This window comes from Ruegeria sp. H3 (assembly GCF_056533095.1).
The window spans coordinates 42124-64913 of sequence record NZ_JBQFOD010000003.1 but is presented as its reverse complement, the minus strand read 5'-3'; the positions used below and the strand labels follow the sequence as shown (position 1 = coordinate 64913).

28 protein-coding genes are annotated in these 22790 nt (G+C 57.8%); all 28 read left to right on the top strand.

The window, feature by feature from the left end; genetic code table 11:
• Position 1: 1 nt before the first annotated feature.
• The 28 genes from ACR0JE_RS04730 to nuoN all read left to right on the top strand — a co-directional run bounded on the left by ACR0JE_RS04730 (position 2) and on the right by nuoN (position 22778).
• Positions 2-424, top strand: a complete 423-nt coding sequence (locus ACR0JE_RS04730) for an ASCH domain-containing protein (protein ID WP_480863322.1) — start codon at positions 2-4, stop codon at positions 422-424.
• Positions 425-427: 3 nt separating this feature from the next.
• Positions 428-2359, top strand: a complete 1932-nt coding sequence (locus tag ACR0JE_RS04725; RefSeq protein ID WP_480863320.1) for an acetyl/propionyl/methylcrotonyl-CoA carboxylase subunit alpha — start codon at positions 428-430, stop codon at positions 2357-2359.
• Between the two features lie 59 nt (positions 2360-2418).
• Complete coding sequence (locus ACR0JE_RS04720; protein WP_480540813.1) at positions 2419-3270, top strand: hydroxymethylglutaryl-CoA lyase; 852 nt, start codon at positions 2419-2421, stop codon at positions 3268-3270.
• A 1-nt stretch (position 3271) separates the two neighbouring features.
• Positions 3272-4060, top strand: coding sequence for a crotonase/enoyl-CoA hydratase family protein (locus tag ACR0JE_RS04715; protein ID WP_480863318.1), 789 nt, complete (start codon positions 3272-3274; stop codon positions 4058-4060).
• A gap of 185 nt (positions 4061-4245) precedes the next feature.
• Complete coding sequence (locus ACR0JE_RS04710; protein ID WP_170532281.1) at positions 4246-4611, top strand: NADH-quinone oxidoreductase subunit A; 366 nt, start codon at positions 4246-4248, stop codon at positions 4609-4611.
• Positions 4602-5135: a NuoB/complex I 20 kDa subunit family protein gene (locus ACR0JE_RS04705; RefSeq protein WP_037307875.1), complete on the top strand. Its 534-nt coding sequence runs from the start codon at positions 4602-4604 to the stop codon at positions 5133-5135. Before ACR0JE_RS04710 ends, ACR0JE_RS04705 begins: the two co-directional genes overlap by 10 nt.
• Positions 5136-5146: 11 nt before the next feature.
• Entirely contained in the window at positions 5147-5752 is a 606-nt protein-coding gene (locus tag ACR0JE_RS04700; protein ID WP_480863316.1) for an NADH-quinone oxidoreductase subunit C, read from the top strand.
• On the top strand, positions 5752-5925 hold the full coding sequence (locus tag ACR0JE_RS04695; RefSeq protein WP_170532285.1) for a hypothetical protein: 174 nt from the start codon (positions 5752-5754) through the stop codon (positions 5923-5925). The genes ACR0JE_RS04700 and ACR0JE_RS04695 overlap by 1 nt, the downstream gene beginning before the upstream one ends.
• 1 nt (position 5926) lies before the next feature.
• The gene (locus tag ACR0JE_RS04690) at positions 5927-6058 is read left to right on the top strand and encodes a hypothetical protein (protein ID WP_480540819.1); all 132 of its coding nucleotides are present in this window, start codon (positions 5927-5929) and stop codon (positions 6056-6058) included.
• On the top strand, positions 6058-7281 hold the full coding sequence (locus ACR0JE_RS04685; protein WP_170532287.1) for an NADH-quinone oxidoreductase subunit D: 1224 nt from the start codon (positions 6058-6060) through the stop codon (positions 7279-7281). Before ACR0JE_RS04690 ends, ACR0JE_RS04685 begins: the two co-directional genes overlap by 1 nt.
• Positions 7278-7646 (top strand): hypothetical protein, encoded by a 369-nt coding sequence (locus ACR0JE_RS04680; protein WP_480540821.1) that lies wholly within the window; start codon positions 7278-7280, stop codon positions 7644-7646. The genes ACR0JE_RS04685 and ACR0JE_RS04680 overlap by 4 nt, the downstream gene beginning before the upstream one ends.
• Complete coding sequence (nuoE, locus tag ACR0JE_RS04675) at positions 7646-8746, top strand: NADH-quinone oxidoreductase subunit NuoE (protein ID WP_480863314.1); 1101 nt, start codon at positions 7646-7648, stop codon at positions 8744-8746. The genes ACR0JE_RS04680 and nuoE overlap by 1 nt, the downstream gene beginning before the upstream one ends.
• 1 nt (position 8747) lies before the next feature.
• Entirely contained in the window at positions 8748-8975 is a 228-nt protein-coding gene (locus tag ACR0JE_RS04670) for a DUF5337 domain-containing protein (RefSeq protein WP_170532293.1), read from the top strand.
• A 6-nt stretch (positions 8976-8981) separates the two neighbouring features.
• The gene (nuoF, locus tag ACR0JE_RS04665) at positions 8982-10280 is read left to right on the top strand and encodes an NADH-quinone oxidoreductase subunit NuoF (protein ID WP_480863312.1); all 1299 of its coding nucleotides are present in this window, start codon (positions 8982-8984) and stop codon (positions 10278-10280) included.
• Positions 10281-10285: 5 nt separating this feature from the next.
• Positions 10286-10702, top strand: coding sequence for an MAPEG family protein (locus tag ACR0JE_RS04660; RefSeq protein ID WP_480827641.1), 417 nt, complete (start codon positions 10286-10288; stop codon positions 10700-10702).
• A 17-nt stretch (positions 10703-10719) separates the two neighbouring features.
• A complete protein-coding gene (locus ACR0JE_RS04655) occupies positions 10720-11091 on the top strand; it encodes a hypothetical protein (protein WP_480827640.1) in 372 nt (123 codons plus the stop codon).
• Between the two features lie 98 nt (positions 11092-11189).
• Positions 11190-11594, top strand: a complete 405-nt coding sequence (locus ACR0JE_RS04650) for a DUF5333 domain-containing protein (protein ID WP_480540830.1) — start codon at positions 11190-11192, stop codon at positions 11592-11594.
• A gap of 95 nt (positions 11595-11689) precedes the next feature.
• Positions 11690-12043 (top strand): DUF5333 family protein, encoded by a 354-nt coding sequence (locus ACR0JE_RS04645; protein WP_480863311.1) that lies wholly within the window; start codon positions 11690-11692, stop codon positions 12041-12043.
• Positions 12044-12050: 7 nt separating this feature from the next.
• On the top strand, positions 12051-14069 hold the full coding sequence (gene nuoG / locus ACR0JE_RS04640) for an NADH-quinone oxidoreductase subunit NuoG (RefSeq protein ID WP_480863309.1): 2019 nt from the start codon (positions 12051-12053) through the stop codon (positions 14067-14069).
• Positions 14070-14114: 45 nt separating this feature from the next.
• Positions 14115-15152: an NADH-quinone oxidoreductase subunit NuoH gene (nuoH, locus tag ACR0JE_RS04635; RefSeq protein ID WP_480863307.1), complete on the top strand. Its 1038-nt coding sequence runs from the start codon at positions 14115-14117 to the stop codon at positions 15150-15152.
• A gap of 231 nt (positions 15153-15383) precedes the next feature.
• On the top strand, positions 15384-15878 hold the full coding sequence (gene nuoI, locus ACR0JE_RS04630; RefSeq protein ID WP_353008116.1) for an NADH-quinone oxidoreductase subunit NuoI: 495 nt from the start codon (positions 15384-15386) through the stop codon (positions 15876-15878).
• A complete protein-coding gene (locus ACR0JE_RS04625) occupies positions 15875-16285 on the top strand; it encodes a carboxymuconolactone decarboxylase family protein (RefSeq protein ID WP_480863305.1) in 411 nt (136 codons plus the stop codon). Before nuoI ends, ACR0JE_RS04625 begins: the two co-directional genes overlap by 4 nt.
• Positions 16282-16884 (top strand): NADH-quinone oxidoreductase subunit J, encoded by a 603-nt coding sequence (locus tag ACR0JE_RS04620; RefSeq protein ID WP_152458578.1) that lies wholly within the window; start codon positions 16282-16284, stop codon positions 16882-16884. Before ACR0JE_RS04625 ends, ACR0JE_RS04620 begins: the two co-directional genes overlap by 4 nt.
• Positions 16884-17288 carry a hypothetical protein gene (locus ACR0JE_RS04615; protein WP_480863303.1) on the top strand — a complete coding sequence of 135 codons (405 nt, stop codon included), beginning with the start codon at positions 16884-16886 and terminating at the stop codon, positions 17286-17288. The genes ACR0JE_RS04620 and ACR0JE_RS04615 overlap by 1 nt, the downstream gene beginning before the upstream one ends.
• A gap of 51 nt (positions 17289-17339) precedes the next feature.
• Positions 17340-17645 carry an NADH-quinone oxidoreductase subunit NuoK gene (nuoK, locus tag ACR0JE_RS04610; RefSeq protein WP_005984024.1) on the top strand — a complete coding sequence of 102 codons (306 nt, stop codon included), beginning with the start codon at positions 17340-17342 and terminating at the stop codon, positions 17643-17645.
• Between the two features lie 7 nt (positions 17646-17652).
• On the top strand, positions 17653-19776 hold the full coding sequence (gene nuoL, locus ACR0JE_RS04605) for an NADH-quinone oxidoreductase subunit L (protein ID WP_480863301.1): 2124 nt from the start codon (positions 17653-17655) through the stop codon (positions 19774-19776).
• On the top strand, positions 19776-21320 hold the full coding sequence (locus ACR0JE_RS04600; RefSeq protein WP_480540842.1) for an NADH-quinone oxidoreductase subunit M: 1545 nt from the start codon (positions 19776-19778) through the stop codon (positions 21318-21320). The genes nuoL and ACR0JE_RS04600 overlap by 1 nt, the downstream gene beginning before the upstream one ends.
• A gap of 15 nt (positions 21321-21335) precedes the next feature.
• Positions 21336-22778: an NADH-quinone oxidoreductase subunit NuoN gene (gene nuoN / locus ACR0JE_RS04595; RefSeq protein ID WP_480863299.1), complete on the top strand. Its 1443-nt coding sequence runs from the start codon at positions 21336-21338 to the stop codon at positions 22776-22778.
• The last annotated feature ends 12 nt before the right edge of the window (positions 22779-22790 follow it).

The window sequence follows — 22790 nt, the reverse complement described above, 5'->3', positions numbered from 1 at the left end:
GATGACCGATCTGGAACAGCTAAAAAACCGCTACCCAGGCGCACAGACCTTCAAGTTTGGGGACAACGCGGCGCTGAGTGACGAGCTGCTGGCCCTTGTGCGTGCTGGAAAGAAAACGGCGACCTGCGATGCGTTGCGGAACTATCCCGAAGGCTCTCTCGACCTGCCCGTGGTCGGGCGGCGCGATATTGCTTTGAAGTGGGATGATCGCCCGGCCCTGGTGATAGAAACGGTCGAGGTTACGATCTGTCGCTATTGCGATGTGACCGAAGGTTTCGCGCTGGCCGAGGGCGAGAATGAAACGCTTGCGGGGTGGCGCGATGATCACCGCCGCTATTTCGAGCGCAATGGCGGGTTCGATCCTGAGATGGAGTTGGTCTGCGAGCGATTTCGTCTTGTCGAAGATCTGGCGGCTGAGGGGTAAGCCATGTTCAACAAAATCCTGATCGCCAACCGGGGCGAGATTGCTTGCAGAGTTATGGAGACGGCTCAGAAAATGGGCGTGTCCTGTGTTGCTGTTTATTCCGATGCGGATGCCTCGGCCAAGCATGTGCAGATGGCGGATGAGGCCGTGCATATCGGTGGCGCGGCCCCGTCAGAAAGCTATCTGAAGGCCGATGTGATCATTCAGGCGGCGCTTGATACCGGCGCGCAGGCGATCCATCCGGGCTATGGGTTTCTGTCCGAGAACCCGGAATTTGTGGATTCGGTTGAGGCTGCGGGCTTGACGTTCATCGGACCATCGGCAGATGCGATCCGGAAGATGGGCCTCAAAGACGCAGCAAAGGTTCTTATGGAACAGGCGGGCGTGCCTGTCGTGCCGGGTTATCATGGGGACAATCAGGACCCCGAGCACCTGGCCGAGGCGGCCGAAACTATTGGCTATCCTGTGTTGATCAAGGCCGTGGCAGGCGGCGGCGGCAAGGGGATGCGGCTGGTCGAAAATCCCGAGGATTTTCTGTCCGCTCTGGACAGCGCACGCGGCGAGGCGAAAACCGCCTTCGGCAATGATGCTGTGCTGGTTGAGAAATTCGTTGCGAAGCCTCGGCATATCGAAGTTCAGGTATTTGGCGACGGCACGCACGCAGTTCACCTATTCGAACGGGACTGCTCGTTGCAGCGACGGCATCAGAAGGTGATCGAAGAGGCTCCGGCCCCTGGCATGACAACTGAAATGCGCGACGCGATGGGACATGCAGGTGTCCGCGCGGCTGAGGCGATTGGCTACAAAGGGGCGGGGACGGTTGAGTTTATCGTCGACGCGTCCGAAGGACTGCGCCCGGATCGGTTCTGGTTCATGGAAATGAACACGCGCCTGCAGGTTGAACACCCTGTAACCGAGGCGATCACGGGCGTCGATCTGGTCGAATGGCAGTTGCGTGTGGCAGCGGGTGAGAGCTTGCCAAAACAGCAAAGGGACCTTTCGATCAACGGCCACGCGTTCGAGGCGCGGCTCTATGCCGAAGATGTACCCAAGGGATTCCTGCCAGCAACAGGTACCCTGACCCATCTGCGCTTTCCTCAAGGGTGTCGGGCAGATAGTGGCGTGAGGGCGGGGGATACAATCAGCCCCTGGTATGACCCGATGATTGCAAAGGTGATTGTGCATGGGCCGACGCGGTCGGTCGCTCTCGAACAGTTACACCGCGCGTTGCAAGGAACTGAGGTCGCCGGAACGGTTACCAACCTGTCATTCCTGGGGGCCTTGACCCGGCATACTGGCTTTGCCTCGGGCGATGTCGATACGGGGCTGATCGGGCGCGACCTTGACGAATTGGTGCAGGCGGTACCGCCACGGCCCGAGACCCTTGTGGCGGCAGCCATGCGGGCATCGAACTTGGTGGACATGCAGGCAGACGCTGGTTTCTCGCTTTGGGCGCCTCTGCATCGGGCGGTTCAGCTGATATCCGGTGAGGATCATATCGAGCTTGATGTTCAAGTTATTGGCGCCGAGCGGCAGGAGTGGCACGTGGGTGAGACGGTCGTCACGGCACAACGCCAGGACGGGCGCTGGCTGATCAACGGAAAACCGATGCCCTATGTCGTGGTCACTGGTCCCCGGATCACGGTCTTCGAGGATTATGGACAGAGTTTTGACCTGGTCGACCCACTGGACCGCGAGGCCAGCGCGGCTGGGGATACCAACCTGATCGAAGCGCCGATGCCGGGGCTTGTCAAAGCGGTCGTTGCAGTGGCCGGTCAGCCGGTCAATGAAGGCGACCGCTTGGCGGTGCTGGAGGCGATGAAGATGGAACATTCCCTGCTTGCTGCTCGGGATGGTGTTGTCGCAGAGGTTCTGGCCGAAGAAGGCGCTCAGGTCGAAGCCGGTGCCGCCTTGGTCCGGTTGGAAGATAGCTAGGCTGTTCGAAAGTCTGTGCATGTGTCACGATCAGTTTGGACACCTAAGGGAGATGAGGCATGGGCGAACGGGTCGAAATTTTTGAAGTCGGGCCTCGGGACGGGTTGCAGAACGAAACGCGCGACATTCCGGTGGCCGAGAAGATTGCGCTTGTCGATTGCCTGTCGGATGCCGGGTTCAACCGGATCGAAGTGGCCAGCTTTGTTTCACCTAAATGGGTTCCCCAAATGGCGGGAAGCGCCGATGTTCTGGCCGGCATAGCGCGCGCAAAGGGTGTGCGATATGCAGCCCTGACCCCCAATATGCGGGGGTATGAAGATGCATTGGCAACCAAAGCGGATGAGATCGCGGTTTTTGCCTCGGCTTCCGAGGGATTCTCGAAAGCGAATATCAATGCCACCATTGCCGAGTCGATTGAACGGTTCACGCCGATCCTGGACGCCGCGCGCCACATCGACCTGCCAGTGCGCGGCTATGTCTCTTGCGTGACCGACTGCCCGTATGATGGGCCGACACCGCCCGAAAAGGTGGCCGAGGTCGCGGATCTTTTGTTCTCTCACGGCTGCTATGAGGTGTCTTTGGGCGATACGATCGGGCAGGGCACGCCGGACAAGATCGCACGGATGTTGATGGCGGTGCGAGAGCGTGTTCCCGTGACCCGGCTGGCCGGTCATTTTCACGACACGAATGGCCGGGCGTTGGACAATATCGATGCCTCGCTTTCACTGGGCGTCCGTGTATTCGATGCCGCCGTTGGTGGCCTTGGTGGTTGCCCTTACGCACCCGGTGCAGCGGGCAATGTCGCGACCGAAGCCGTTGCGGCGCATCTGGAACGGTTGGGATATGCCACCGGCCTGGATGCCAAAGTGTTGGATAAAGCCGCGCAGATGGCGCGCGCCATGAGGGGCTAAGATGTACGAAACGATCTCTGTCGTCGCAGATGCACGCGGTGTTGCGACCCTGTGCCTAAACCGCGCGGAAAAACACAACGCGATGTCAGCCACGATGATCGCCGAACTGACATGCGCAGCGCAGGATTTGGGACAAGACCCCTTCGTTCGGGTCGTCGTACTGACAGGCGCTGGTAGATCTTTTTGCGCTGGCGGGGATTTGGGTTGGATGCAGGATCAGATGGCAGCCGACCCGGCAACGCGTTTCATCGAAGCACGCAAGCTTGCGGAAATGCTGCAAGCGCTCAACACGATGCCGAAACCCCTGATCGGAGCGTTGCAAGGCAATGCGTTCGGCGGTGGCGTGGGTCTGGCTGCTGTCTGTGATGTGGCGATTGGTGTTGAAACCCTGAAAATGGGCCTGACCGAGACAAAGCTGGGCCTGATCCCGGCGACGATTGGGCCCTATGTTATCGCACGTATGGGGGCGGCCAAGGCCCGCCGGGTTTTCATGTCTGCGCGTCTGTTTGATGCGGCCGAGTCGGTGAGGCTTGGGCTCTTGGCCAAAACGGTCGCGGCAGACGGGTTGGATCAGGCCATCGAGGACGAAGTTCATCCCTATCTGAACTGCGCACCGGGGGCGGTTGCCTCGGCCAAGGCGCTGGTGCAGGATCTTGGGCCTAAGATTGACGATCAGGTGATTGACCATACGATCAATGCGCTGGTTTCGCGCTGGGAAACAGAAGAAGCGCGCGAGGGTATTAACGCTTTCTTTGAGAAACGTAAGCCCAAGTGGATCAACGACGTTTAATTCTGAGACGGAATGCGGCGCTGTGCAGAATGACATACGAAATTTCAGGATGGTCAACCCCAAGGTTGATGCCCCTGCGCGCTTGTGATCGGTTGACCCTCTGACCCCGCAGAGATAGAGAATGTCCAGTCAACTCGCCAATTGACCGCGCGCTCAATATGGATCGCGCAGGAAAGGAGCTACTCTTGGAAGAGCTGTTGCGGGAATATCTCCCGATCCTGGTGTTTCTGGCCGTGGCCGTGGGCCTTGGAATAGTGCTGATTCTGGCGGCTGTCGTTCTGGCCGTCCGCAACCCCGATCCGGAAAAAGTCAGCGCATATGAATGCGGCTTCAACGCATTTGATGACGCGCGGATGAAATTTGATGTTCGATTCTATCTGGTCGCGATTCTTTTCATTATCTTCGATCTGGAAATCGCCTTCCTGTTCCCCTGGGCCGTTGGCTTCAAGGACATCAGCGATGTGGGTTTCTGGTCCATGATGGTGTTTCTGGGCGTTCTGACCATCGGCTTTGCCTATGAATGGAAGAAAGGGGCCTTGGAATGGGAGTGATGACGGGTGCAAACACCGCTGGCGTCGACAAAGAAGTCGCCACCCAGGCCTTGAATGCCGAGCTTCAGGACAAAGGGTTCTTGCTGACTTCGACCGAGGACATCATCAACTGGGCGCGCACTGGCAGCTTACATTGGATGACCTTTGGTCTAGCCTGCTGCGCGGTTGAGATGATGCACACCTCGATGCCGCGCTATGACGCGGAACGGTTCGGCATCGCGCCCCGCGCATCCCCGCGCCAGTCCGACGTGATGATCGTGGCTGGAACCCTGACCAACAAAATGGCCCCGGCGCTGCGCAAAGTTTACGATCAGATGCCCGAACCGCGCTATGTGATCTCGATGGGCTCCTGCGCGAATGGCGGTGGCTACTACCATTATTCCTATTCAGTCGTGCGCGGCTGTGACCGCATTGTGCCCGTGGATATCTACGTACCCGGCTGCCCTCCGACCGCCGAGGCGCTGCTCTATGGCCTGATGCAACTGCAACGTAAGATCCGCCGCACCGGCACAATTGTACGCTGAGGGAGGGGCAGATGAGCGAAGCACTCAAAGAACTCGGCACACAGCTTGAACTGAAACGCTCAGATTGTGTTCTGTCCTGGGACGTGACCCATGATGAGTTGAACGTTGATGTTGCGCTGTCCAACCTCGTCGAATTCATCGAATTCCTGAAAAGCGACCGGTCCTGTCAATTCTCTACCTTGGTGGATATCACCGGCGTGGACTACCCGGAACGAGCCAAGCGGTTCGACGTGGTCTATCACTTCCTGTCGATGTACCAGAACCAGCGTATTCGCCTGCGGGTCTCGATCCGCGAGGAAGACATGGTGCCCTCGATCGTTGACGTACACCCCTCGGCCAATTGGTTTGAGCGTGAGGTGTTCGACATGTTCGGCATCCTGTTCTCAGGCCATCCGGACCTGCGGCGTATCCTGACCGACTATGGCTTCCGGGGCTATCCGCTGCGCAAGGATTTCCCGACCACAGGCTATACAGAAGTGCGCTATGACGAGGCGCAAAAGCGAGTGGTCTACGAACCCGTCAGCCTCGTGCAGGAATACCGTCAGTTTGATTTCATGTCCCCGTGGGAAGGTGCGAACTACATCCTGCCGGGGGATGAGAAGCAGGAGGCCGAGTGATGGGGGGTATCTGGTGGCTGATCCTTTCCGCGCTGACCATCATCCCGATGGTAAAGATTTTGCCATTCTTCGGGATCAACAAGGTCTGGTGCCTGCTATGTCTGGTCCCTTTTGGCACGATTGCCCTGCTCTGGTGGGTCGGGATCAAGCTACAGGAAATGGAGCGCCGTTAAGATGCTGACGATGTTGGGCGAACTGATCACATTGGGCGCGCTGGGTGTTTTGCTGGCCGGGGCTGCTGCCAAAGCCGTTGAGGCAAAAAAGGTCCGAGTTCGGGCTGAAGCAAAGAAAAGACGGGGGCGTTGATGGACGGCTCAAGATATGATGACGGCAGCACGGACGCGCTGAGCGGCGAGCAGAAGATCCGTAACTTTAACATCAACTTCGGCCCGCAACACCCTGCAGCGCATGGGGTTTTGCGCTTGGTTCTTGAGTTGGACGGCGAGATCGTGGAGCGTTGCGATCCGCATATCGGCCTGCTGCATCGTGGTACTGAGAAGCTGATGGAAAGCCGGACGTATCTGCAGAACCTGCCGTATTTCGATCGTCTGGACTATGTGGCGCCGATGAACCAGGAACATGCCTGGTGTCTGGCGATTGAGAAACTGACTGGTGTTGAAGTGCCGCGTCGCGGCTCGCTGATCCGGGTTCTGTATTCCGAGATTGGTCGTATCCTGAACCATCTGCTGAACGTGACCACACAGGCGATGGATGTGGGCGCTCTGACTCCGCCGCTTTGGGGATTTGAAGAGCGCGAAAAGCTGATGGTGTTCTACGAGCGTGCCTGCGGGGCCCGCCTGCACGCTGCTTACTTCCGCCCCGGCGGTGTCCATCAGGACCTGCCACCCGAACTGCTGGATGATATCGAGGCTTGGAGCCACGAATTCCCCGCCGTTCTCGACGACATCGACGGGCTGCTCACCGAAAACCGCATCTTCAAACAGCGCAACGCCGATATTGGCGTGGTGACCGAGGATGACATACAGAAATACGGCTTCTCGGGCGTGATGGTCCGTGGCTCGGGCCTCGCATGGGACCTGCGCCGCGCGCAACCTTATGAATGCTATGACGAGTTCGAGTTCCAGATCCCGGTCGGCAAAAATGGCGACTGCTACGACCGCTATCTCTGCCGCATGGAAGAGATGCGCCAGTCCCTGCTGATCATCCGTCAGGCCATCGCCAAGATTCGCGAATGCCCGGGCGACGTTCTGGCCCGCGGTAAAATCACCCCGCCGACACGCTCGGACATGAAAACCTCGATGGAAAGCCTGATCCATCACTTCAAACTGTATACCGAAGGTTTCCACGTCCCCGCAGGAGAGGTCTACGCTGCCGTCGAAGCCCCCAAGGGCGAGTTCGGCGTCTATCTGGTCGCCGACGGCACCAACAAACCCTACCGCGCCAAACTGCGTGCGCCGGGGTTCCTGCATCTGCAAGCCATGGATCACGTCGCCGGAGGGCACCAACTGGCCGACGTCGCCGCGATTATCGGGACGATGGACGTTGTGTTTGGGGAGATTGATCGGTGAGTCTTATCTCCCTTTCTCTGATCTTTGCCGGAATTGGCGCAGTGTTTCTGCTGCTCTTGGGGTATCTGTTCTGGACTAAACCCGAGTTTGGTCTTGCTCAGACGGGACATCATAAGGAGAATCTGCCCAGCGTTATGGCAGATCGCTACTTTGCGTTTGCTCTTATTGGTGTGTTCGCCGCTCTGTACCAAGATTTGTACGTCATACTTGCCTTCTTTGCAGCATGCTCGGTTATGGCGTTTGTAGATGCGCTTATCTACTCGCGTGCTAAGAAAAACACCGCAAAACACCTGATAGCTGGCCTACTGTCGATGGTTGCCTTTGCAGTCACGGTTGTCGCCAAACTGACCGAAGGAGCCGCGTGATGCTGCGCCGTCTTCACCCCGAACAACCCGAGAGCTTTGCCTTTACCGCTGCCAACCAGCAATGGGCCGAAGCGCAGGTTACCAAGTACCCCGAGGGTCGTCAGGCCAGCGCTGTTATCCCGCTGCTCTGGCGCGCGCAAGAGCAAGAGGGCTGGCTGACCCGTCCGGCGATTGAATCCGTCGCCGACATGCTGGGCATGGCCTATATCCGCGTGCTCGAAGTGGCCTCGTTCTACTTCATGTTCCAGCTGCAACCGGTTGGTTCTGTGGCGCATATTCAGGTCTGCGGCACGACCTCTTGCATGATTTGCGGGGCCGAAGACCTGATAGCGGTCTGCAAGGACAAGATCGCCGCCAAGCCGCATGAACTGTCTGCCGATGGCAAGCTAAGCTGGGAAGAGGTCGAATGCCTGGGGTCCTGCGCGAACGCTCCAATGGCGCAGATCGGAAAAGACTATTACGAAGACCTGACGGCCGAGAGCTTTGGCAAGATCATCGACGATCTGGCCGCAGGCAAGGTTCCGACACCGGGCCCTCAGAACGGACGTTATGCAGCGGAACCGCTGGGCGGATTGACCAGCCTGACCCAGCATGACGCTGGGAAGCCAGAGCACAATGCCAGCGTGGCCTTGGCCACCGATCTGGGCGACACGGTCAAGCGCATCGACGGGACCGAGGTTCCGATCCTGACACCGTGGCTGGGCAAGGATGGCAAGGCAGCGGCGACCAAATCGGCCCCGAAACCGCCCAAAGCGCCGAAACCGGCCAAACCTGCTGTGAAGCAGGCGGAGGAGGCGAAGGCCGCCAAGGAAGATCAGCCAGAAACGCTGACCGCAGCGCGGGGTGGTAAGGCAGATGATCTGAAAATGCTGAAAGGTGTCGGCCCGAAGCTTGAGCAGACGCTGAATGAGCTGGGTTTTTTCCATTTCGATCAGATCGCAGCCTGGACGCCCGAACATGTGGCTTGGGTTGATACACGGTTGAAATTCAAAGGCCGGATCGAACGTGACGGTTGGATCGCACAGGCGGCCAAGCTGGCGACGGGGGAAGAGACCGAGTTTGCCAAGCGCGCCAAGAAAGACGGTATGTACGAAGACTGAGATGGACACGGATAAGGAACAAGCTATCGCCCGCAAGGGTCGACATATTGGCATCGTCATTGCCGTGACGATGGCGATCTGGCTTGCCATGAACCTGTTCATTGGCCCCGCGTTGGGGCTGACCACGCGCCACGCATTGTTTTTTGACCTCGCCGCCCTGGCCGGGTTCATCTATGCGGGCGTCAACATATTTCAACTCTGGCGCATGCGTCAGGAAAGCCGAAGGTAACACGCGATGCTGAAGGATCAGGACCGGATCTTTACCAACATCTACGGGATGCATGAGCGTACGCTGCGCGGTGCACAAGCTCGCGGGCATTGGGATGGCACCGCTGGATTGATCGAAAAGGGGCGCGACTGGATCATCCAGACGATGAAGGATTCCGGGCTGCGCGGGCGTGGTGGCGCGGGTTTCCCCACCGGTTTGAAATGGTCCTTCATGCCCAAGGAAAGCGATGGCCGTCCGGCCTACCTGGTTGTAAACGCAGATGAATCCGAGCCGGGCACATGCAAGGACCGTGAGATTATGCGCCACGATCCGCACACTTTGATCGAGGGGTGCCTGATCGCATCCTTCGCGATGAATGCGCATACCTGCTATATCTACCTTCGCGGCGAATACATCCGCGAGCGTGAAGCCCTACAGGCCGCGATTGACGAAGCCTATGACGCCGGCCTGCTGGGCAGGAATGCCGCTGGTTCGGGTTGGGATTTCGATCTGTTCCTGCATCACGGGGCCGGGGCCTATATTTGCGGCGAGGAAACAGCCCTGATCGAAAGCCTTGAGGGCAAGAAGGGCATGCCGCGTATGAAACCTCCGTTCCCGGCGGGGGCGGGGCTTTACGGTTGCCCAACCACAGTGAACAACGTGGAATCAATCGCGGTTGTGCCCACCATCCTACGCCGGGGCGCTGATTGGTTTGCGGGCTTTGGTCGTCAGAACAATGCGGGCACCAAACTTTTTGCGATCTCGGGCCATGTGAACCATCCTTGTGTCGTCGAAGAGGCGATGTCGATTTCGTTTGAGGAATTGATCGAAACCCATTGCGGCGGCATTCGCGGTGGCTGGGACAATCTACTGGCGGTGATCCCCGGCGGTTCCTCGGTGCCTTGCGTGCGCGGTGAGAGCATGCGCGACGCAATCATGGATTTCGACTATCTGCGCAACGATCTGGGCTCGGGCCTTGGCACGGCGGCGGTGATCGTGATGGATAAGTCCACCGACATCATCAAGGCGATCTGGCGGCTGTCGAAATTCTACAAACACGAAAGCTGTGGTCAGTGTACGCCCTGCCGCGAAGGCACAGGTTGGATGATGCGGGTGATGGATCGTTTGGTGCGCGGCGAGGCCGAGCTGGAAGAGATCGACATGCTGTTCGACGTGACCAAGCAGGTCGAAGGCCACACGATCTGCGCCCTTGGTGATGCGGCGGCCTGGCCGATCCAGGGCCTGATCCGCAATTTCCGGGACGAAATCGAAGATCGCATCAAGGCCCAGAAATCAGGCCGTTCAAGCGCGATAGCAGCGGAGTAGGAAACATGGACCTATTCACAGATTATTCTCATGCTGTTGCTTCGGTTGTGATTTTCACGCTGGTCGTATTGTTGTTGTCACCCCTCACGGCGATGGCCAAACAGAGCAAAGGCTTGGCACCGGGTGCGACGCCTGATCAGGACTATGCCGACCGTGCTTATCGTTTGAATCGGGCCTATCTGAATGGAACAGAAACGCTGCCGGCTTTCGTCGCGGTAACAATTGCCGCGATTTTTCTGGGGGCGAGCCCGTTTTGGGTGAACCTGTTGGCTTCGGTCGCTCTGGTTGCGCGGTTGGCGATGCTGGTGGTTCATATTCGCGGAACGGGTAAGCCAAATTCAGGCATCCGTTCGATCTTTTATGTGCTGAGTTGGGCCTGCATGTTTGTGATTGGGGTCATGGCTCTGGTGGCGGCGTTCTGATGGGGAGCAAGGATAAAGTGAACTGGTCGACGGTTGGGCGCATTCGTTCAGGCACCTGCGTTGCTATTGCAGCCGTAGCGCTTGTGTCGTCCTGTGGTACGATCACAAAGTCAAGTGACCGGGTTCAATTCGAAGGCAATTTCTTCCGTGCCAAGGCCAAGCCTGTGGACAAGAAAAAGGCCCCGACTGATTTTACTGTTGTCGTGAACGGCGTCTCGCAGTCCTTGAACGGCGCGCGTGAAGCCGGGCGCTATGAGGGCACGAAGTACTGTATTGAGCAATTCGGCTCCTCCCGTATTGAATGGAAGGTCGGGCCTGATACCGAGCCAGATCAGCTTCAGATCAGCGACGACAAACTGTCTTTTGCAGGAACGTGCCAGCGACCATGATCTGTGTTTTTGCATATCAGCGCGTGAAAGCGTGTTTGCTATCGCATAGCAGGCCGTCAGGCCTTTGTTTTGGGGAACCCAAAACAAAAGGAAATAACATGTCTGTAGCAAAATCTTTAAGTCTGGCCGTTTTGTTTACATTGCCAGTTGCGGCCGAGGCAAAACCGCCCCTGCGCGATGTTCAAGAGATCGACAACGAGCTGTACTATATCGCCATCGCCAATGAGATTTCTGAATATTGCCCCTCGATCAGTGGTCGGCGCCTCAAGGCGATCAACGTGATGTGGGGGCTGCGGTCCAAAGCCCACAAGCTGGGATATTCCGACAAGGAAATCCGCGCTTATGTGGAATCGGACGCGGAAAAAGACCGGATGCGTACCAAGGGCGAGGCTTATCTGGCGCAAAACGGAGTGTCTTATGACACACCGAACTCATTTTGCACCTTGGGTCAGGCCGAAATTCAAAGAAATAGCGCCATCGGCGTCTATCTGAGGGCGAATTGAGGATGCGGTTCAGGGTAGCGCAAACGAATCTACTTGGCGGATTGCTTCTGCTTGTTGTGGCAGGATGTCAGACTACCACCAGCGAGTCCCCAGAGGTGGCGGCTGCACGTGCGCCGTTCCGTACTGAGATGCCGGAGAACCTGTATAATGTTGCCTTTGCCAATGCGATGGCCGAACAAATTTCAATCGGATGCCCTTCATTGTCGATGAACCGGCCACAGATCGCGAGCAGTATGAAAGCGGTGGCTGACGATCTTGAGGCCAAAGGGTATCAGGAAAGCGACTTTAAATATCTTGAACAAAATCTGCCTCGGAAACGGATTCAGGACGATGCAATCCGGTACATCCAAAGCAACGGGATCGTCATCGGTGTGCCTGAAACCATGTGTTCGGCGGGCCGTCGCGAGATCGCCAAAGGCTCTGCCATTGGCACATTCCTAAAAGGGTAACGTCACAATGTCTGACCTCCGCAAGATCAATATCGACGGCCAGGAAATCGAAGTCGATGGCGCGATGACCCTGATCCAGGCTTGTGAGCAAGCCGGGGTCGAGGTGCCGCGCTTTTGCTATCACGAGCGTCTGTCGATTGCCGGAAACTGCCGGATGTGTCTGGTCGAGGTCGTGGGCGGTCCGCCGAAACCTGCGGCATCTTGCGCGATGCAGGTGCGCGATCTGCGCCCCGGTCCGGAAGGTCAGGCGCCTCAGGTCAAGACGAACTCGCCCATGGTGAAAAAGGCCCGCGAAGGGGTGATGGAGTTTTTGCTGATCAACCACCCTCTGGACTGCCCGATCTGTGACCAAGGCGGTGAGTGCGACCTGCAAGATCAGGCCATGGCCTATGGCGTCTCGGGGTCGCGCTTCAAGGAAGCGAAGCGTGCGGTGGATGATTTGGATCTGGGGCCGCTGGTTGGCACCGCGATGACCCGCTGTATCAGCTGCACCCGCTGCGTGCGCTTCACCACCGAGGTTGCTGGGATCACTCAGATGGGTCAGACCGGGCGCGGGGAAGATGCTGAAATTACCTCGTATCTGAACCAGACGCTGGAATCGAACCTTCAGGGCAATATCATCGATCTTTGCCCGGTTGGGGCACTGACCTCGAAGCCTTACGCCTTCACCGCCCGTCCTTGGGAACTGACCAAGACCGAGAGCATCGACGTGATGGACGCGCTTGGCTCGAACATTCGCGTGGACACTAAGGGGCGCGAAGTTATGCGTTTCCTGCCGCGGAACCATGATGGCGTGAACGAGGAATGGATCAGTGACAAGACCCGTTTTGTCTGGGATGGCCTGCGCCGTCAGCGTCTGGATACGCCTTACATCCGTGAAAACGGCAAGCTGCGACCTGCGTCCTGGCCAGAGGCGCTGACCAAAGCCGCTGAGGCGTTGAAGGGCAAGAAAGTTGCGGCCTTAGTGGGTGATCTTGTGCCGGTTGAAGCTGCATTTGCGCTCAAGCAGCTAGTCGAAGGTCTGGACGGCAACATTGAATGCCGCGTGGACAATGCGCGTTTGCCTGCCGGAAACCGCTCGGGATATGTCGGGACGGCGTCAATCGAAGATGTCGATGACGCAAAATACATCCTTCTGATCGGAACCAACCCGCGTGACGAAGCGCCGGTATTGAATGCACGCATCCGAAAGGCCTGGTTGAACGGGGCCAAGATCGCCAATATCGGACCTCAGGCTGATCTGACCTACGACGTCTTCCAGATGGGCGAGGGGCGCGATGCACTGATTGATCTTCAAAAGCACGAGTTCGACGATATTCTGAAAAAACCCTCGGTGATCATCGTCGGAATGGGCGCTTTGCGTGAAGCGGATGGTGCAGCGGTGCTGGGACATGCCATGGAGGCAGCGGCCCGGACCAACGGCAAACTGATGGTCCTGCATACTGCTGCGGGTCGTGTCGGAGCAATGGACGTAGGTGCTGTGACAGAAGGCGGGCTCGAGGCTGCAATTGACGGAGCAGAGGTGATCTATAACCTCGGTGCGGATGAGGTCGAAATCGATGATGGGGCCTTCGTCATCTATCAAGGCAGCCACGGCGACCGGGGTGCGCATCGTGCCGATGTGATCCTGCCGGGCGCGGCCTATACCGAAGAAAACGGACTGTTCGTGAACACCGAAGGCCGCCCGCAACTGGCGATGCGCGCCGGGTTTGCACCGGGCGAGGCCAAGGAGAACTGGGCTATCCTGCGGGCCCTTTCCGCAGAACTGGGCGCAACGCTGCCCTATGACTCGTTGGCGCAACTGCGCACGGCCCTGATCGAAGCGGTTCCACATCTGGCCCGCATCGACGAGGTGATCGAAAACGAGATGCAGCCGCTGGAAGCTGGTGCATTGGGCGACGCGACATTCCGCAATGCGGTTAAGGATTTCTACCTGACCAACCCCATCGCCCGCGCGTCGCAACTGATGGCCGAGCTTTCGGCGCAAGCCAAAGCCCTGAAAACCGACAGGATTGCCGCAGAATGATCCGAACCGCTGACATATCCCCGACGACCCACGGTGTGAGGACCAATGGCTGATTTCTTTAACACCCCAGGCGGCATCGCCCTGATCATCCTTGCCCAAGTGCTTGCGGTTGTGGCTTTCGTGATGATCTCGCTGTTGTTCCTTGTCTATGGCGACCGCAAGATTTGGGCCGCTGTCCAAATGCGCCGAGGCCCTAACGTAGTAGGGGCTTATGGCCTGCTGCAATCAGTGGCGGATGCGCTGAAATATGTGGTCAAAGAGGTTGTCATCCCGGCGGGGGCGGATCGAACGGTATTCATCCTTGCACCACTCACGTCCTTCGTGCTGGCCATGATCGCCTGGGCGGTGATCCCGTTCAACGATGGCTGGGTCCTGTCGGATATCAACGTCGCTATTCTCTATGTCTTCGCTGTCTCCTCGTTAGAGGTTTATGGCGTGATTATGGGTGGTTGGGCGTCGAACTCAAAGTACCCTTTCCTTGGATCGCTGCGGTCAGCCGCGCAGATGATTTCTTATGAAGTCTCCATTGGCCTGATCATTATCGGCATCATTATCTCGACCGGGTCGATGAATTTTGGCGACATCGTGCGCGCACAGGATGGGTCCTTCGGCTTCTTCAGCTGGTACTGGCTGCCGCATTTCCCAATGGTCTTTCTGTTCTTCATCTCGGCGTTGGCCGAAACCAACCGTCCGCCGTTCGACTTGCCCGAGGCGGAATCGGAGCTGGTCGCAGGCTATCAGGTCGAATATTCAGCCACGCCCTTCCTGCTGTTCATGGCGGGTGAGTACATCGCCATCTTCCTGATGTGCGCCCTGACCACGCTGCTGTTCTTCGGCGGTTGGTTGTCGCCGATCCCAGGCCTGCCCGACGGCGTGCTGTGGATGGTCGCCAAGATGGCGTTCTTCTTCTTCCTCTTCGCGATGGTCAAAGCGATTACACCACGCTACCGCTATGACCAACTGATGCGGCTGGGCTGGAAAGTGTTCCTGCCGTTCTCGCTGGTCTGGGTGGTGTTCGTGGCCTTTGCGGCGAAATTCGACTGGTTCTGGGGCGCGTTTGCCCGATGGAGCGTGGGGGGATGAAATGGATTGTGAGCCGCCCTTCCGCTACGACGACTACGAACGCTTTTGGAACTGTCAAAGTGGTTTGTCGCAGGAGGTCCGCGAAATGTTAGTGGAACGTTGCGCGAATGACCAAGACAGCGTGGTTCTGAATACGATTGAGGTGTCTGGAGTTGTGTATACGATTTCGGCGAAATGCGCTGACATCCGAACTCACGAAGATCACTCGACAAGTGTTGATGAGGTAACCGAATGACCCAAATCGACTACACCCGCGCCGCCAAGTATTTCCTTCTGCAGGACTTCTGGGTCGGCTTCAAACTTGGCATGAAGTACTTCTTCGCACCCAAGGCCACCGTGAACTATCCACACGAAAAAGGGCCCCTGTCCCCGCGCTTTCGGGGCGAACACGCCCTGCGCCGTTACCCAAATGGCGAAGAACGCTGCATCGCCTGCAAACTGTGTGAGGCGATCTGCCCGGCGCAGGCCATCACCATCGACGCTGAACCGCGCGAGGATGGCTCTCGTCGCACTACGCGCTATGACATCGACATGACCAAGTGCATCTATTGTGGCTTCTGCCAAGAGGCCTGCCCGGTCGATGCCATTGTCGAAGGCCCTAACTTCGAATTCGCCACCGAAACCCGGGAAGAGCTGTTCTACGACAAGGAAAAGCTGCTGGATAATGGCGAACGCTGGGAAGCCGAAATTGCCCGCAATCTGGAAATGGACGCGCCGTACCGATGAATGACGCTCCAACAAATCCGTTCGAGCTGATGATGAAGCAGGCTCAGGACATGGCCAAGGCGATGAACCCGGCGATGGAAAGCTTCTCGCCCAAAGGGTTCGAGGCGCTGTGGCCGACCATGCCTAAAGAAGTCATGGAGATGATGTTCGGCAACACCGTCAACAAAGACGGGCTGGATGCCAAAACCCGCCTACTGCTCACGCTGGCCGGGCTGACCTGTCAGGGCGCTCAGGCGGACCCAGCGGTGCGTCAGACCGTGCGCCACGCGCTTGAGGCGGGTGCCAAGAAACAAGAGATCGTGGAAACGATCGGTCAGATGTCGGTTTTTGCTGGCATCCCGGCCATGACCCGCGCGCTGGATCTGGCGCAAGAGGTCATGGGCGACAACGAGGATGAGGATCAATGACCGTCTTTGCCTTCTATCTGTTTGCCATCAGTGCCATCACAGGCGGTCTGTTCACGGTGATCAGCCGCCAGCCGGTGCATTCGGTGCTGTGGCTGATCCTGTCCTTCCTGTCGTCGGCCGGGCTGTTTGTGCTGCTAGGGGCTGAGTTTGTGGCGATGCTGCTGATCATCGTTTATGTCGGCGCGGTTGCGGTGCTATTCCTGTTCGTTGTGATGATGCTGGACGTGGACTTTGCCGAACTCAAGGCCGAGATGGCGCGATATATGCCGCTGGCCCTGCTGATCGGGCTGGTGATCCTGATGCAATTCGTCATGGCCTTTGGGGCATGGGACAGCGCGCAGGGGGCGGCAGCCAACCTGGCCCAGCCGGTTCCGGCGGATCGTCACAACACCGAGGCACTGGGTGTCATCCTTTATGATCAATACTTCCTTCTGTTCCAGCTGGCGGGTCTGATCCTGCTGGTGGCAATGATCGGAGCCATCGTGCTCACCCTGCGCCACCGTCAGGACATCAAACGTCAGGACATCATCGGCCAGATGATGCGCGACCCGGCCAAAGCGATGGAGTTGAAGGACGTGAAACCGGGGCAGGGGTTGTGATGCGGTTTGGCGTCATTCTGTTTGCCTCAGCCGCTTGGTTGGCGCTTTCCTTTGCAGCGCCTGCAGAGGTTACTTTTTATGGTCTGGGAAAAGTTGTCGGATGGGATGAGCAAGCCGACAGTCCTGTTTCCGTTGGCAAAGACAGCAGTTTTAGCGGGCGTGACATGTTTCTAGTTCCGTATGCGAACCTGAGCAATTTGGACCGAACTGTACCTAACAGAGAACAACCAAATTTGGACGATTTCTTGGAGTTTGATATTCGGTTGTATGCGAGCGCTGTCGAGGAAGGTTACAAGAACAGATTGCCTTCTACTCCGGAAAAATTCCACGAACTTCAAATGAAAAAGCGTTGTGATATCTGGGCTCAAAATGGAAATGCGCCAGAGAGGCTTTGCGATGGATAGTCTCAGTTTTCAGAAGAAACGCTTCTCAAAGATGAAAAGCCGAGGGACGTTATGATCGGACTTGAACACTATCTTACGGTCGCGGCGACGCTGTTCGTCATCGGCATCTTCGGTCTTTTCCTTAACCGCAAGAACGTCATCATCCTGCTGATGAGCATCGAGTTGATGCTGCTGGCGGTGAATATCAACCTCGTGGCGTTTTCCAGCTTCCTCGGCGATCTGGTCGGGCAGGTGTTCACGCTGTTCGTGCTGACCGTAGCGGCGGCCGAGGCGGCGATTGGTCTGGCCATTCTGGTCTGCTTCTTCCGCAACCGTGGCACCATCGCGGTTGAAGACGTCAATATGATGAAGGGCTAAGAGAACTATGGAAACCACCATCCTCTTTGCCCCGCTCGTGGGCGCGCTGCTCTGCGGGTTCGGCTGGAAGTTCATTGGCGAGAAAGCCGCCATGTGGACCGCAACGGGCCTGCTGTTCCTCGCCTGTCTGCTGTCTTGGATCGTGTTCCTGACCTTCGACGGTGTCACCCAGCAGATCGAAATTCTGCGCTGGATCGAGAGTGGCTCGCTGTCGACAAGCTGGGCGATCCGTCTGGACCGTCTGACCGCGATCATGCTGATCGTGGTGACGACTGTCTCGGCGCTCGTGCACCTCTATTCCTTCGGCTATATGGATCACGACCCGCAATGGCGTGAGGGCGAAAGCTATAAGCCGCGCTTCTTTGCCTATCTGTCCTTCTTCACCTTCGCGATGCTGATGCTGGTGACAGCCGACAACCTGGTTCAGATGTTCTTTGGCTGGGAAGGCGTGGGCGTCGCGTCCTATCTGTTGATCGGGTTCTATTATCGCAAATCCAGCGCCAATGCGGCGGCGATGAAGGCGTTTATCGTCAACCGGGTTGGCGATTTCGGCTTTGCTCTGGGCATCTTTGCGATCTTCTTCCTGACTGATAGTATCAATTTCTCAGACGTGTTCGCCTCGGCCCCGACACTGGCCGAAACGCAACTGCCCTTCCTCTGGGGTGAGTGGAACGCGATTGAGGTGATCTGCGTGCTGCTGTTCATCGGCGCGATGGGCAAGTCAGCGCAGTTGATCCTGCACACCTGGTTGCCCGACGCGATGGAAGGCCCAACGCCTGTATCAGCCCTGATCCACGCCGCGACGATGGTAACGGCGGGTGTGTTCCTGGTCTGCCGCATGTCGCCGCTGATGGAGTTCGCACCGGGTGCAACTGCGTTCATCACCTTCCTGGGCGCCTCGACAGCCTTCTTTGCGGCGACCGTGGGATTGGTTCAGACTGATATCAAGCGCGTCATCGCGTATTCGACCTGTTCGCAGCTGGGCTACATGTTCGTTGCTGCGGGTGTCGGTATGTATTCGGCGGCGATGTTCCACCTGCTGACCCACGCGTTCTTCAAGGCGCTGCTGTTCCTGGGCGCAGGCTCGGTGATCCACGCGATGCATCACGAGCAGGAGATGACCGAATATGGCGGGCTGCGAAAGAAAATCCCCTATACGTTCTGGGCGATGATGATCGGAACGCTGGCCATCACCGGTGTGGGTATCCCGCTTACCACGTTCGGTTTTGCCGGGTTCCTGTCGAAAGACGCCATTATCGAAAGCGCCTTTGCCGGCGGAACGGGCTATGCCTTCTGGATGCTGGTGATCGCGGCGGTGTTCACTTCGTTCTACAGCTGGCGTCTGATCTTCCTGACCTTCTATGGCGAACCGCGCGGGGACAAGCATACGCATGATCATGCGCATGAAAGCCCGATGGTGATGCTGGTGCCTCTGGGCGTTCTATCGCTGGGTGCGGTTTTTGCCGGGATGCTCTGGTACAACAACTTCTTCGGCCATACCGATAAGGTGGGCAAGTTCTACGGCATTCCGGTGGCTGAGGCGTCGGAGCATGGCGATGCCCATGCAGATGAGGGTCACGCCGACGATGCACATGCTGATGACTCGCATGGCGACGATGCGGGTCATGGCGAGAAAGACGATCATGGCGACCATCATTATGTGTTTGCGGGTGAGCCAGGTGAGGGCGCGTTGTACATCGCGCCTGACAACACGGTGCTGGACGATGCGCATGCAGTTCCAAAATGGGTCAAGGTCTCGCCATTTGTAGCGATGCTCTTGGGTTTCGTGGTCGCCTACTGGTTCTACATCGTGAACACCACGCTACCCGCGCGTTTGGCTGCAAACCAGCGTCCGCTGTACCTGTTCCTGCTGAACAAATGGTACTTTGACGAAATCTATGACGCGCTCTTCGTCAAACCCACCATCGCCATCGGCCGCTTCCTGTGGAAACGCGGTGACGGCAACACAATCGATGGCTTCCTGAACGGAGTAGCAATGGGCATCGTTCCCTTCTTCACCCGCCTCGCAGGCAAGGCGCAGACCGGGTACATCTTCACCTATGCCTTCTGGATGGTGCTAGGCATCGCGGCGCTTGTGACCTGGATGTCGATTGGCGGAGGGGCGCAGTAATGGACAATATCCTTTCCATCGTTACCTTCATCCCGGCGATTGCAGCAGGCATTCTGGCGCTGTTTCTGCATGGCGATGATGCGGCGGCACAGCGGAATGCCAAGTGGATTGCGCTGCTGGCGACGACTGTAACCTTCCTTGTATCCATCGGCATCTATACGGGCTTTGACCCCTCGAATACCGGTTTCCAGATGGTGGAAGAGGGTGAATGGCTGCTGGGTCTGAAATACAAGATGGGCGTGGACGGGATCAGCGTTCTGTTTGTCCTTCTGACCACATTCATCATGCCGCTGACCATTCTGGCCAGCTGGAACGTAACCGACCGCGTCAAGGAATACATGGTCGCCTTCCTGCTGCTGGAAACACTGATGCTGGGCGTGTTCATGGCGCTGGACCTGGTGCTGTTCTATCTGTTCTTCGAGGCTGGCCTGATCCCGATGTTCCTGATCATCGGCATCTGGGGCGGAGCGAACCGCATCTACGCCAGCTTCAAGTTCTTCCTTTACACCTTCCTCGGCTCGGTTCTGATGCTGGTGGCCATGGTTGCGATGTATGCGGACGCGGGCACCACGGATATCGAGGCGCTGATGACCCATCAGTTCTCGTCTGATGGGTTCAGCGTGCTGGGCATCTATATCGTCGGCGGTATGCAGACGCTGATGTTCCTGGCCTTCTTCGCCTCATTCGCTGTGAAAATGCCGATGTGGCCGGTGCACACCTGGCTGCCGGATGCGCACGTGCAGGCCCCGACAGCCGGTTCCGTCGTGCTGGCGGCGATCCTTCTGAAGATGGGCGGCTATGGCTTCCTGCGGTTCAGCCTGCCGATGTTCCCGGTGGGGTCAGCGGTGATGACCGATCTGGTGCTGTGGATGTCGGCGATTGCTGTCGTCTACACCTCGCTTGTGGCGCTGGTGCAGGAGGATATGAAAAAGCTAATCGCCTATTCCTCGGTCGCGCATATGGGCTTTGTGACCATGGGGATTTTCGCGGCGAACCAGCAGGGCATCGATGGTGCGATCTTCCAGATGCTCAGCCATGGGTTCATCTCGGCCGCGCTCTTCCTGTGCGTCGGCGTGATCTACGACCGCATGCACACGCGCGATATCGAGGCCTACGGGGGCTTGGTGATCCGCATGCCCGCCTACGCGTTGGTCTTCATGTTGTTCACTATGGCGAATGTTGGCTTGCCAGGCACGTCCGGGTTCATCGGTGAATTCCTGACCCTGATGGGGGCCTTCCAGGTCAACACCTGGGTGACCGCAGTGGCGGCGACCGGCGTGATTTTTTCAGCCGGTTATGCGCTGTGGCTGTACCGCCGGGTTGTGTTCGGCGATCTGATCAAGGAAAGCCTGAAGGCGATGACGGACATGAGTTCGCGCGAGCGGCTGATCTTCGCTCCGCTGATCATTATGACCATCCTATTGGGCGTCTACCCATCTCTGGTGACCGATGTGATCGGGCAATCCACCGCCGCGCTGATCTCGAACTATGACACGGCTCTGGCCGCGGCAGAGGCCGCGATCCAGACAGCCGCCTCGCATTAAGGGAGCTTTGGAGACATGATCCAAGCTGATCTGACAATAATCCTGCCAGAGATCGTTCTGGCCGCGTATGCGATGGTGGCTCTGATCGGAGCCGTCTACACGACGAAAGACGGCCTGGCCCCGGTGCTGGTCTGGACAACTGCAGGCCTGATGGCGCTGCTGTCCTTCTGGATTGCCACCAATGGGGACGGCACGAATGTCGCCTTCAACGGCATGTTTATCGACGATGGCTTTTCGCGGTTTGCCAAGGTCGCGATTTTACTTTCTGCCGCCGCCGTTCTGGTCATGAGCCAGGACTACATGGCGCGCCGAGACCTGTTGCGGTTCGAATACCCGCTATTGGTCGCATTGGCGGCTGTTGGCATGATGATGATGGTCAGCGCGGGCGATCTGATGTCGCTCTATATGGGGTTGGAGCTGCAGTCTCTCGCGCTCTACGTCGTAGCTGCACTGCGCCGCGACAGTGCAAAATCAACAGAGGCGGGCTTGAAATACTTCGTCCTGGGCGCGCTCAGTTCAGGCCTGCTGCTCTATGGGGCGTCGCTGGTTTATGGTTTCACCGGTACCACCCTGTTCTCGGGCATCATCGGAACCGTGCAGGCCGGAGAGGTCTCAATCGGTTTGCTGTTCGGCCTGATCTTCCTGATCTCGGGGCTGGCCTTCAAGGTTTCGGCCGTGCCGTTCCATATGTGGACCCCAGATGTGTACGAGGGCTCTCCGACCCCGATCACCGCCTTCTTCGCGACCGCGCCCAAGGTGGCCGCCATGGCGCTGTTTGCGCGGCTGTTGCATGACGCCTTTGGTGGCATTGTGAAGGATTGGCAGCAGGTGATCGTGTTGCTGTCGGTTCTGTCGATGCTATTGGGTGCAGTCGCCGCCATTGGTCAGCGCGACATCAAACGCCTGATGGCGTTTTCGTCGATCGCCCATATGGGTTACGCGCTGATCGGTCTCGCCGCAGGGACCGAGCTGGGTATCAAAGCCATGCTGATGTATCTGGCGATCTACGTGACGATGAATATCGGTACCTTTGCCTTCATCCTGATGATGGAACGCGACGGAAAACCGGTCACCGACATCGATGCCTTGCGCCAGTATTCCAAACGTGATCCGGGCAAGGCGCTGGCGGTTCTGATCTTGATGTTCAGCCTTGCGGGCGTGCCGCCGATGCTAGGCTTCTTCGCGAAGTTCGGCGTTTGGCAAGCGGGTGTCAGCGCAGGTCTGATCGGGCTTGTCATCGTCTCGGCCATCGCCTCGGTCATCGGGGCGTTCTATTATCTGCGGATCGTGTTCTACATGTATTTCGGTGCGGAAAACGAAGAACCGATCGAGACGCGTTCGACGCCTGTTTTATGGGTGGCGCTGATGGGCTCGGCCGCTTTGATGCTGGTGGGCGTATTTTATCAGTTCGGTGTTGAGGGTGCAGCGGCTGCCGCTGCGGCGACGCTTGTCAATTGATCCCTTCCGAAC

Excerpts from the sequence above, each read along its gene's own strand:
- ACR0JE_RS04730 (WP_480863322.1), top strand. The coding sequence starts at position 2 with ATGACCGATCTGGAACAGCTAAAAAACCGCTACCCAGGCGCACAGACC.
- ACR0JE_RS04725 (WP_480863320.1), top strand. The coding sequence starts at position 428 with ATGTTCAACAAAATCCTGATCGCCAACCGGGGCGAGATTGCTTGCAGA.
- ACR0JE_RS04720 (WP_480540813.1), top strand. The coding sequence starts at position 2,419 with ATGGGCGAACGGGTCGAAATTTTTGAAGTCGGGCCTCGGGACGGGTTG.
- ACR0JE_RS04715 (WP_480863318.1), top strand. The coding sequence starts at position 3,272 with ATGTACGAAACGATCTCTGTCGTCGCAGATGCACGCGGTGTTGCGACC.
- ACR0JE_RS04705 (WP_037307875.1), top strand. The coding sequence starts at position 4,602 with ATGGGAGTGATGACGGGTGCAAACACCGCTGGCGTCGACAAAGAAGTC.
- ACR0JE_RS04700 (WP_480863316.1), top strand. The coding sequence starts at position 5,147 with ATGAGCGAAGCACTCAAAGAACTCGGCACACAGCTTGAACTGAAACGC.
- ACR0JE_RS04695 (WP_170532285.1), top strand. The coding sequence starts at position 5,752 with ATGGGGGGTATCTGGTGGCTGATCCTTTCCGCGCTGACCATCATCCCG.
- ACR0JE_RS04690 (WP_480540819.1), top strand. The coding sequence starts at position 5,927 with ATGCTGACGATGTTGGGCGAACTGATCACATTGGGCGCGCTGGGTGTT.
- ACR0JE_RS04685 (WP_170532287.1), top strand. The coding sequence starts at position 6,058 with ATGGACGGCTCAAGATATGATGACGGCAGCACGGACGCGCTGAGCGGC.
- nuoE (WP_480863314.1), top strand. The coding sequence starts at position 7,646 with ATGCTGCGCCGTCTTCACCCCGAACAACCCGAGAGCTTTGCCTTTACC.
- ACR0JE_RS04670 (WP_170532293.1), top strand. The coding sequence starts at position 8,748 with ATGGACACGGATAAGGAACAAGCTATCGCCCGCAAGGGTCGACATATT.
- nuoF (WP_480863312.1), top strand. The coding sequence starts at position 8,982 with ATGCTGAAGGATCAGGACCGGATCTTTACCAACATCTACGGGATGCAT.
- ACR0JE_RS04660 (WP_480827641.1), top strand. The coding sequence starts at position 10,286 with ATGGACCTATTCACAGATTATTCTCATGCTGTTGCTTCGGTTGTGATT.
- ACR0JE_RS04650 (WP_480540830.1), top strand. The coding sequence starts at position 11,190 with ATGTCTGTAGCAAAATCTTTAAGTCTGGCCGTTTTGTTTACATTGCCA.
- nuoG (WP_480863309.1), top strand. The coding sequence starts at position 12,051 with ATGTCTGACCTCCGCAAGATCAATATCGACGGCCAGGAAATCGAAGTC.
- nuoH (WP_480863307.1), top strand. The coding sequence starts at position 14,115 with ATGGCTGATTTCTTTAACACCCCAGGCGGCATCGCCCTGATCATCCTT.
- nuoI (WP_353008116.1), top strand. The coding sequence starts at position 15,384 with ATGACCCAAATCGACTACACCCGCGCCGCCAAGTATTTCCTTCTGCAG.
- ACR0JE_RS04625 (WP_480863305.1), top strand. The coding sequence starts at position 15,875 with ATGAATGACGCTCCAACAAATCCGTTCGAGCTGATGATGAAGCAGGCT.
- ACR0JE_RS04620 (WP_152458578.1), top strand. The coding sequence starts at position 16,282 with ATGACCGTCTTTGCCTTCTATCTGTTTGCCATCAGTGCCATCACAGGC.
- ACR0JE_RS04615 (WP_480863303.1), top strand. The coding sequence starts at position 16,884 with ATGCGGTTTGGCGTCATTCTGTTTGCCTCAGCCGCTTGGTTGGCGCTT.
- nuoK (WP_005984024.1), top strand. The coding sequence starts at position 17,340 with ATGATCGGACTTGAACACTATCTTACGGTCGCGGCGACGCTGTTCGTC.
- nuoL (WP_480863301.1), top strand. The coding sequence starts at position 17,653 with ATGGAAACCACCATCCTCTTTGCCCCGCTCGTGGGCGCGCTGCTCTGC.
- ACR0JE_RS04600 (WP_480540842.1), top strand. The coding sequence starts at position 19,776 with ATGGACAATATCCTTTCCATCGTTACCTTCATCCCGGCGATTGCAGCA.
- nuoN (WP_480863299.1), top strand. The coding sequence starts at position 21,336 with ATGATCCAAGCTGATCTGACAATAATCCTGCCAGAGATCGTTCTGGCC.